The sequence below is a fragment of the Streptomyces atriruber genome (assembly GCF_001418325.1).
GTDB classification, from domain to species: domain Bacteria; phylum Actinomycetota; class Actinomycetes; order Streptomycetales; family Streptomycetaceae; genus Streptomyces; species Streptomyces atriruber.
This window is the reverse complement of record NZ_LIPN01000405.1, coordinates 1-8,828: the sequence shown is the minus strand read 5'-3', so window position 1 is coordinate 8,828 and position 8,828 is coordinate 1. Positions and strand designations below refer to the sequence as shown.

At 70.8% G+C, this 8,828-nt stretch carries 8 protein-coding genes; 3 read left to right on the top strand and 5 right to left on the bottom strand.

All coding sequences use genetic code 11. The features are described from left to right. Positions 1 to 31 precede the first annotated feature (31 nt). Positions 32 to 625 carry a TetR/AcrR family transcriptional regulator gene (locus tag AOK03_RS33810; protein WP_055569199.1) on the bottom strand — a complete coding sequence of 198 codons (594 nt, stop codon included), beginning with the start codon at positions 623 to 625 and terminating at the stop codon, positions 32 to 34. Further along, positions 622 to 2,133, bottom strand: coding sequence for a 3-hydroxyacyl-CoA dehydrogenase (locus AOK03_RS33805; RefSeq protein WP_055569198.1), 1,512 nt, complete (start codon positions 2,131 to 2,133; stop codon positions 622 to 624). Before AOK03_RS33805 ends, AOK03_RS33810 begins: the two co-directional genes overlap by 4 nt. Before the next feature lie 197 nt (positions 2,134 to 2,330). Here AOK03_RS33805 and paaN point away from each other — a divergent pair, with 197 nt between their 5' ends. Continuing rightward, positions 2,331 to 4,022 (top strand): phenylacetic acid degradation protein PaaN, encoded by a 1,692-nt coding sequence (gene paaN / locus AOK03_RS33800; RefSeq protein ID WP_055569197.1) that lies wholly within the window; start codon positions 2,331 to 2,333, stop codon positions 4,020 to 4,022. A gap of 21 nt (positions 4,023 to 4,043) precedes the next feature. Here the strand turns inward: paaN and AOK03_RS33795 are convergent, their stop codons facing one another. From AOK03_RS33795 to AOK03_RS44445, 3 genes are read right to left on the bottom strand one after another with little or no spacing between them, the layout of a single operon-like run. Continuing rightward, complete coding sequence (locus AOK03_RS33795) at positions 4,044 to 4,850, bottom strand: TrmH family RNA methyltransferase (protein ID WP_055569196.1); 807 nt, start codon at positions 4,848 to 4,850, stop codon at positions 4,044 to 4,046. Continuing rightward, positions 4,847 to 6,136 carry an HTTM domain-containing protein gene (locus AOK03_RS33790; protein WP_055569195.1) on the bottom strand — a complete coding sequence of 430 codons (1,290 nt, stop codon included), beginning with the start codon at positions 6,134 to 6,136 and terminating at the stop codon, positions 4,847 to 4,849. Before AOK03_RS33790 ends, AOK03_RS33795 begins: the two co-directional genes overlap by 4 nt. Then, a complete protein-coding gene (locus AOK03_RS44445) occupies positions 6,133 to 7,209 on the bottom strand; it encodes a DUF5819 family protein (protein ID WP_063792639.1) in 1,077 nt (358 codons plus the stop codon). The genes AOK03_RS33790 and AOK03_RS44445 overlap by 4 nt, the downstream gene beginning before the upstream one ends. Positions 7,210 to 7,393: 184 nt before the next feature. Between AOK03_RS44445 and paaA the strand changes: the two genes are divergently transcribed. Together paaA and paaB are read left to right on the top strand one after the other, a co-directional pair. Continuing rightward, positions 7,394 to 8,503 carry a 1,2-phenylacetyl-CoA epoxidase subunit PaaA gene (gene paaA / locus AOK03_RS33775; RefSeq protein ID WP_244177856.1) on the top strand — a complete coding sequence of 370 codons (1,110 nt, stop codon included), beginning with the start codon at positions 7,394 to 7,396 and terminating at the stop codon, positions 8,501 to 8,503. Continuing rightward, complete coding sequence (gene paaB, locus AOK03_RS33770; protein ID WP_055569192.1) at positions 8,500 to 8,790, top strand: 1,2-phenylacetyl-CoA epoxidase subunit PaaB; 291 nt, start codon at positions 8,500 to 8,502, stop codon at positions 8,788 to 8,790. The genes paaA and paaB overlap by 4 nt, the downstream gene beginning before the upstream one ends. The last annotated feature ends 38 nt before the right edge of the window (positions 8,791 to 8,828 follow it).

Genomic DNA, 8,828 nt, shown 5'->3' with positions numbered 1-8,828 from the left:
GCGCGGCCGGGGACGGGGGGCGCGGCCGGAGTCAGCCGTCGGTGCGCAGCCCCGCGAAGGCCAACTGCACGACCGCGTCGGCGACCTGCTCGCCGTTGGCGGCGCCCCGGCTCTCCGGCCGGTACCACTCCACGATGGAGTTGATCATCCCGAAGAGCAGCCGGGTGGCCAGCCGCAGTTCGATGTCGGAGCGCAGGTCACCGTCCGCGACGGCCTCCTTGAGCAGCGCCGCCACCTGCTGGTCGAACTCCCGGCGCCGCTCCATCGCCCAGCGCTCGGTGTCCGTGTTGCCGCGCACCCGCAGCAGCAGCGTCACATAGGGCAGCTCGGCGACCAGCACCTCGACGGTGCGCCGCGTCACGTACTCCAGGCGCTCCACCGCACTGCCCACGCGCGCGTGCTCCTCGACGAGGATCCCGAAGAGGCCGTCCAGCGCCCGGCTCACGGCGCGGCGCAGCAGCTCCTCCTTGCCCGCCACGTGGTGGTAGATCGAGGACTTGGAGATGCCGGCCGCCTTGGAGAGGTGCTCCATGGACGTGCCGTCGTAGCCGCGCTCGTTGAAGACCCGTACGGCCACGCTGAGGAGCGTCTCCGGGGTGTACGTGTCGCGCCGGGCGGTGGTCATGAGTACTCCTCTCGCACGGCTTGGCGCCGCAGGGCCTGGGAGGGCGCGTAACGCCCGGTGGGGTACTCGCCGTGCAGGGCGTCGAGCGCCTCTGCCACCCGGTACGTGGTGAGACGTCGGCCCCATTCGATGGGCCCGACGGGGTAGTTGACGCCGAGCCGCATGGCGGTGTCGATGTCCTCGGCGGCCGCGATCTCGCGCCCGACGGCGTCGAGGGCGAAGTCGACGAGCATCCACACCGTGCGGGCCACGATCATCCCGGGGGCCTGCCCTATGACGCTGACCTTCTTTCCGAGCGCCTGGAAGAGGCCGATCGCCTCCTTCAGGGACTGCTCGTCCACCCTGCTCGAAGGGGAGAGGGCGACCCTGGTCGCGGCGCGGTAGTCCAGCGCGAGGTCGAAGTGGATGGTGGGCTCCGCCCCGGTGTCGGCGGCCGTGCCGTCGGCCAGGGCGAGCCGGGCACCGCTGGGGAGCTCGATGAAGCCGGGGTAGCTCGGCACCCCCTCGCCGCGGCCGACCCGGATGCCCGCCTCCTTCATGAGGCCGGTCAGCGCGTCCGCAGGGAAGAGGTCGCCGTGCACGGCGACGGACTCCGGGGCCTTCGCGGGCGGCGCGGTGTGCGGCTCCGCGCGCGGGGCGTCGTCCCCGTACGCGTACCAGCCCTGTCCCGACTTCCGTCCGAGGCGACGCGACTCGACGAGGCGGCGCTGCGCCAGCGACGGAGTGAACTTGGGGTCCTGGAAGAAGGACTCCCACACGGACCGCGTGACGGCTTCGTTGACGTCCTGGCCGATGAGGTCGGTGAGCTCGAAGGGCCCCATCTTGAACCCGCCGCACTCACGCAGGACGGCGTCGATCGTGGCGGGGTCGGCGACCCGCTCCTCGTACAGGCGCAGTGCCTCGGCGTAGAAGGGCCGTGCGATGCGGTTGACGATGAATCCCGGGGTGTCCGCGCAGCGCACCGGGGTCTTCCCCCAGGCCTTGGCCGTCTCGTACGCGCGCGTGGCCGCCGTCCCGTCCGTCGCGAAGCCGCTGACGACCTCGACGAGGGGGAGCAGGGGCGCCGGGTTGAAGAAGTGCAGGCCGACGAAGCGGCCCGGTCGGCGCAGGGCGCCCGCGATGGCGGTCACGGAGAGCGACGAGGTGTTGGTGGCCAGCAGACAGTCCTCGGCGACGACCTCTTCGAGATCCTGGAACAGCCTTTGTTTGACGTCCAGTTGCTCAAGGATCGCCTCGACGACGAGACCGCAGCCGGCGAGCTCCGCGAGGCTCTCGGCGGGGGCGAGCCGGGCGCCTGCCGCGGCGCGGTCCTCGGCCGTGAGCCTGCCCTTCTCGACGAGCCGGTCCAGGCGCGCACCGATCGCTTCGGCCGCCGCCTCGGCGCGGCCGGGCACGGCGTCGTACAGCCGCACGGGGTGGCCCGCGACCAGGGCGACCTGGGCGATGCCCTGCCCCATGGTTCCCGTACCGACCACGGCAACGGTGCTGCTGAGCTCGAGTGCTGTCATGTTCGCGATCCTCCCGCACGGCCCGTCGGCCGCAGGGTTCGGGGGTGGCCGTCAAGAAGTTGTCCACAGGTTTGACGGACCCTCTTGTCCCGACCGATCGTTCGGTTACTCTAGCCCTGTCAGAGCGTTCCTGCCCACCGTCCCTGCCCAGCTCGCCAGCTCGATGGAGAGCTGCTCGAGGAGGAGTTGGTCCCGTCATGGCCGCCGAACTCACCGCGCACCAGCTGATCGCCAAGCACCGGCCCACCCTCGATCAGGCGCTGGAGACCATCCGCACGCGTGCGTACTGGTCCCCCCACCCCGAGCACCCCAAGGCGTACGGGGAGGGAGGCAGCCTGAGCCTCCCCGAAGGAAAGGCCGCCTTCGACGCCCTCCAGGGCACCCGCTTCGACCTCGACCAGCCCGGCACGGACGACTGGGTCGGCGGCGAAGTCTCTCCGTTTGGTCCGGAGTTGGGGATCACGTATCCCCACCCCGACATCGACACGCTGCTGCCCGCCATGCGCGCCGGAATGCGCGCCTGGCGCGACGCGGGCGCGGAAGTGCGCGCGCTGGTCTGTCTGGAGATCCTGTCGCGCATCAGCGCCCGCACGCACGAGTTCGCGCACGCGGTCATGCACACCAGCGGTCAGGCCTTCATGATGGCCTTCCAGGCGGGCGGCCCGCACGCCCAGGACCGCGGCTTGGAGGCGGTCGCCTATGCGTATGCGGAGCAGGCCCGCACCCCGGACGCGGCCGAGTGGACCAAGCCCCAGGGCAAGCGCGACCCGATCGCGCTGAACAAGCGGTTCACGCCCGTCGCGCGCGGCATCTCGCTCATGATCGGCTGCAACACCTTCCCGACGTGGAACGGCTATCCGGGCCTGTTCGCCTCGCTCGCCACCGGCAACCCCGTCCTGGTCAAGCCCCACCCGCGCGCGGTCCTGCCCCTCGCGCTCACGGTGCGGATCGCCCGCGAGGTCCTCGCCGACGCGGGCTTCGACCCGAACCTCGTCTGCCTGGCCGTCGAGCGCCCCGGCGAGGGCATCGCCAAGACGCTCGCCGTCCGCCCCGAGATCAAGCTGATCGACTACACGGGATCGACCGCCTTCGGCGACTGGCTGGAGGCCAACGCCCGCCAGGCGCAGGTCTACACGGAAAAGGCCGGGGTCAACACCGTCGTCGTCGAGTCGACGGACAACTACAAGGGAATGCTGGCCAACCTCGCCTTCTCCCTGTCCCTGTACAGCGGCCAGATGTGCACCACCCCGCAGAACCTGCTGATCCCCCGCGACGGCATCGAGACCGACGCCGGCGCGAAGTCGTACGACGACGTGGTCTCGGACCTCGCGGCCTCGGTGAGCGGCCTGCTCGGCGACGACGCCCGGGCGAACGGCGTCCTCGGCGCGCTGGTCAACCCCGATGTGAAGGCCCGCCTCGAAGCGGCCGCCGGTCTCGGCGAAGTCGCTCTCCCTTCACGGGAGATCACTAACCCGGACTTCCCGGACGCCGTCGTCCGCACCCCGGTGATCATCAAGCTGGACGGCGCCAAGCCGGACGCCGAGGCCGCCTATCTGAGCGAGTGCTTCGGCCCGGTCTCCTTCGCGGTCGCGGTCGACTCCGCGGCGGACGCGGTGGAGCTGCTGCGCCGCACGGTGCGCGACAAGGGAGCCATGACCGTCGGGGCGTACACCACGTCGGACGAGATCTCCGCCGCCGTCGAGGAGACCTGCCTCGAAGAGTGCGCCCAGCTGTCCCTGAACCTCACGGGCGGCGTCTATGTGAACCAGACGGCGGCGTTCTCGGACTTCCACGGCTCGGGCGGCAACCCCGCGGCGAACGCCGCACTGTGCGACGGCGCGTTCGTGGCCAACCGCTTCCGCGTGGTGGAGATCCGCAAGGACGCCTGACCTCCGGTGTCCGCGGCGGGTTCAGGCCTCCGGCCCCGGGGGCCTGCCCGCCGACCAGTGGAAGAGCGTCATGCCGACGCTCGTGGCCAGGTTGTAGCTGGAGACCTGCGGGCGCATCGGCAGGGACACCAGGTGGTCCGCGCGGTCCCGCAGCGCGGCCGACAGGCCGCTGCGCTCGGAGCCGAAGGCGAGCACGGCGTCGTCCGGGAGCTTCAGCCCCCTGATGTCCTCGCCCTCCGCGTCGAGCGCGAACACCGGGCCCGGCGGGAGATCCGCCACGTCCACGCGCTCCACGGCGGTCGCGAAGTGCAGGCCCGCGCCGCCGCGCACGACCGTGGGATGCCAGGGGTCGAGCGTGCCGGTCGTGACGACCCCGGTCGCCCCGAACCCCGCGGCGAGCCGGATGACCGCCCCGGCGTTGCCGAGGTTGCGCGGGTCGTCGAGCACGACGACCGGCGCGGACCTCGGCGCCTTCCGCAGTGCTTCCAGGTTGGCCGCGCGCGAGGGACGTACCGCCAGGGCGGCGACGGCCGTGGGATGCAGCCGCGGCACGAGGGCGCGCAGCCGCTCGTCCGGGATCTGCGTCAGGAGCGCGCCGAGTGCGTCCTTCACGTCCGGCGCGAGCTCGTCCGCGAGGGCCAGGACGGCGGACCGGTCACTGGTCAGCACGATCGGCACCCGCGCGCCGAAGCGCAGCGCGTGCTTGATCGCGTGGAAGCCGTCGAGCAGCACGGCCGTATCGACGAGCCCGCGCCAGGCGCGTACGGCGCCGTCGGGATCCGCCCCGTCCGGGCCGCTCGTCCCGTCCGACCCGACCGTCCTGTTCATGGTGTGAAGCCTACGCGCGCGGGTTCGGTGGGCTCCTCACCCCGCTGCTCGCCCCGCTGCTCCTCCCGCTTCCCGTCCTGCCCCTCACTCACGGCGCGTTGTTCCGGCACCGCACCGCGGCGGGGGAGCGGAAGACGGGATACCGCCCCACTACGCGCGCGTGCCGCCCACCCGCCGAGCCGCCGCAGGAAGGACGTCGGCAGGAACACCGCGTCGGCCGCGATCATCGCGAGCGAGAAGAACGGCAGCCCCAGGACGACCGCGATCACCGAGTGCTCGACGATCATGACCACGAGCAGGACGTTCTTGACCCGGCGATTGAAGAGGGTGAAGGGGAAAGCCACCTGCACGGCGACCGTCCCGTACGTCACCAGGAGCACCATGATGCCGTGGGACGAGAGCAGTTCGGAGAGGGCGGGCCACGGGGAGAAGTAGTCGAGGTTCAGCGGGTAGTAGACGGCCGTGCCGTCCTGCCAGCGACTCCCCTGGATCTTGTACCAGCCGGCGGTCGCGTAGATCAGACAGGCCTCGACCATGATCACCAACAGGCCCGCGTTGTGGGCGAGGTTCGCCACGACGTCGAGGAGCTTCCGCAGCTCGCTCTCCGGAGCCCGCCGTCCCACGGCCCACCAGAAGCCGTGCACCAGCAACAGCCCCCAGAAGAACAGCAGCCACCCGCCGCTGAGCTCCCCCATGAACGTCACGACGGACAGCCCGAGCCCGAAAACCCACCACAGAGCGGGCCCGACCGGATCGACCGGCAGGTCGGCTCCCGCGCCCGCGTCCGCGTCCGTGCCGTTCCCCCGCGTCCGCCGTGCCGCTCGCCGCGCGTCCAGCGACCAGACCTGGCCACAGCGCGTGAAGACCAGATACGTCGACATCAGATGGATGACGTTGTCGCCGCCGTCACCCATGAAGATGCTGCGGTTCTGCAGCGACAGCACACCGATCATGAAGAGGACGGACATCGCGCGCGTGTGCCACCCGAGCAGCAGCAGGGCGCTGCTGATGATCCCCACGGCATAGACGATCTCGAACCAGACGTGCCCGTCCGACCACATCAGCGCGGTGAAGGCGCCGTTGCTCGCGATGAGCTGCTGCGCCATGTCCCAGTTCCAGGGCCCGTCGGGGCCGTACATCTCATGGCGGTGGGGGATTTCACGCAGCAGGAAGAACAGCCAGGTGGCGGCGAACCCGATGCGGATCACCGCGGTCTGGTACGGGCCGAGGGCGAACCCGGTGACGTTGTTGATGCCTCGCGCCAGCGGGCGCTCGAAACGACTCACCGGGCAGCACCTTCCGCGTCGGTGTCCGCGCGGCCATCGACGTCGGCGGCGGTCTCCGCGCGGCCCTTCCCCCCGGCCAGCGGCAGGTCGTCGGGCTCCACCGTCCACCAGGGGAGCACCCGGTAGGTCGGCTTGGCGGGCACCTTCTCGTCGCTCCACTTCGGCGGCCGCACGTTCGTGGTCTTCGAGCGCAGCTGCACGCGCGCGATCTCGTCGCCCTTGTTTCCCGGCTCCTCCCGGTCGAGTCGCATGTACGCGATGCGGCGGACGTAGTGCTCGGAGAGCTGGCCCCGCAGACCGACGGGACGATTCTGCGAGTCGTGCGAACCCACGTAGAAGTCCCAGGCGCGGCGGAGTTCGTTCTGTTGTGTGTGGCTGGGCAGCAGGTTTCCGTCGATGGCGGCACCGTCAGCGACGGAGAGGCCGTACCACTCCGTGGTCCGCACGCCCCCGTCGGCCGTACGGAGCTCCGCACGGGCCTGCACCGCGACGTTCTGCTGGAGCGGGTTGGGCGCGAAGAGCTTCCAGTTCTGCTCGAACTCGGGGTAGATCCATTCGTCGACCACGTCCCCGTGCTGCTTGGTCAGCGTGTTCGATGGCGCGACGTGCAGGAACAGCATTCCTATGTGGACGCAGGCGGCCACGGCGACGACGGCAAGGGCGCACGCGGCGGCGATCTGGTAGCCGAGCTTGAGTCCGGCGATCCCGACCCGCGCTTCCCGCCCGGTCACCGGTCCGGGCTCTTCGGGTTCGCGCTCCTCCGGTCCTGGATCCTCCGGTCCTGGATCCTCCGGTCCTGGATCCTCCGGTCCTGGATCCTCCGGTCCTGGATCCTCCGGTCCTGGATCCTCCGCTCCTGGATCCGCCGGTCCGGGCTCCTCCAGCCTCTGACGCTCCTCGGGTCCGGACTCCGCTGGTTCAGGGCCCCCGGGTCCGCGCTCCCCTGATTCAGGATCCCCGGGGCCGGGCTCGTCAGCCCCGGCAGGAACGTCAGACCCGGGCGGCCCGCCAACCCCACCAGGCTCTCCAGGCCCGCCGGACCCACCACCGGAGCCCTTGTCGTTCCCGTCCATTCCGCCCCGTTCCCCGTTCCCGCGCCGAACCCTGCCGCCGGAACGGTACTCAGGCCTGCCCACCGCGCACAGCGTCCGTGAAGTTATCCACAGGGTTGACACCTTATGGCCGAGGACCGCACCATTGAATTCAACGAACCGAACGATCGGTCGGGCGGTTCGCTCAAGGTCGAGGGGGACCGAGATGGCGACAGCAGCCGCACACCAGGCGGCGAGGACGGAGCCGGGCGAGGACGCGTCCTCCGCGGACGCCGCCGCACGCGCGGCGGAGCACCTGGCCGTCTTCGACGCGGCGGTCGCAGCCGACGAGCGCATCGAGCCGCGCGACTGGATGCCGGACGCCTATCGCGCGTCCCTCGTGCGCCAGATCGCCCAGCACGCGCACTCCGAGATCATCGGCATGCAGCCGGAGGCCAACTGGATCACTCGCGCCCCTTCCCTGCGGCGCAAGGCGATCCTCATGGCCAAGGTGCAGGACGAGGCGGGCCACGGCCTGTATCTGTACAGCGCGGCCGAGACCCTCGGCACCAGCCGCGACGAGCTGCTCGACAAGCTGCACTCGGGCCGCCAGAAGTACTCGTCGATCTTCAACTACCCCACGCTGACCTGGGCGGACGTCGGCGCGATCGGCTGGCTCGTGGACGGCGCGGCGATCACCAACCAGGTCCCCCTGTGCCGCTGTTCGTACGGCCCGTATGCGCGGGCGATGGTCCGTGTCTGCAAGGAGGAGTCCTTCCACCAGCGCCAGGGGTACGAGTCGTTGCTCGCCCTCAGCCGCGGCACCCAGGCGCAGCACGACATGGCGCAGGACGCGGTGAACCGCTGGTGGTGGCCCTCCCTGATGATGTTCGGCCCGCCCGACGACGAGTCGTCGCACTCCGAGCAGTCGATGACGTGGAAGATCAAGCGCCATTCGAACGACGAATTGCGCCAGCGCTTCGTGGACATCTGCGTCCCGCAGGCAGAGTCCCTCGGCCTGACCCTCCCCGACCCGGACCTGGTGTGGAACGAGTCGCGGGGACACCACGACTTCGGCGCCATCGACTGGACCGAGTTCTGGGACGTCCTCAAGGGGAACGGCCCGTGCAACGACCAGCGCATCACCCAGCGCCGCCGCGCCCACGAGGACGGCGCCTGGGTCCGCGAGGCCGCGGCTGCGTATGCGGAGAAGCAGACGGCCGCGCTGCACACGGACGCGCGGCACACGGCCACGCAGCACCCGGCCGCCCCGCAAGGGGACGGCACACACCGCACGCAGGGCGACCCCGCGCAGCACGGAGAGGCGACAGCATGAGCAGCTCGACCGACTGGCCGCTGTGGGAGGTGTTCGTCCGCTCCCGCCGCGGGCTCTCCCACACCCACGCGGGCAGCCTGCACGCCCCGGACGCGGAGATGGCCCTGCGCAACGCCCGCGATCTGTACACGCGCAGGAGCGAGGGCGTCTCCATCTGGGTCGTGCCGTCCGCCGAGATCACCGCGTCCTCCCCGGACGAGAAGGACTCCTTCTTCGAACCGGCAGGCGACAAGCCCTACCGCCACCCGACGTTCTACGAGATCCCGGAAGGGGTGAAGCACCTGTGAGCGCCCAGGCACCCGTGACCACCCCGACCACCCAGACC

Bases quoted from the DNA above. Each gene is read 5' to 3' on its own strand.
- AOK03_RS33810 (WP_055569199.1), bottom strand. From the start codon at position 625: ATGACCACCGCCCGGCGCGACACGTACACCCCGGAGACGCTCCTCAGC.
- AOK03_RS33805 (WP_055569198.1), bottom strand. From the start codon at position 2,133: ATGACAGCACTCGAGCTCAGCAGCACCGTTGCCGTGGTCGGTACGGGA.
- paaN (WP_055569197.1), top strand. From the start codon at position 2,331: ATGGCCGCCGAACTCACCGCGCACCAGCTGATCGCCAAGCACCGGCCC.
- AOK03_RS33795 (WP_055569196.1), bottom strand. From the start codon at position 4,850: ATGAACAGGACGGTCGGGTCGGACGGGACGAGCGGCCCGGACGGGGCG.
- AOK03_RS44445 (WP_063792639.1), bottom strand. From the start codon at position 7,209: ATGGACGGGAACGACAAGGGCTCCGGTGGTGGGTCCGGCGGGCCTGGA.
- paaA (WP_244177856.1), top strand. From the start codon at position 7,394: ATGGCGACAGCAGCCGCACACCAGGCGGCGAGGACGGAGCCGGGCGAG.
- paaB (WP_055569192.1), top strand. From the start codon at position 8,500: ATGAGCAGCTCGACCGACTGGCCGCTGTGGGAGGTGTTCGTCCGCTCC.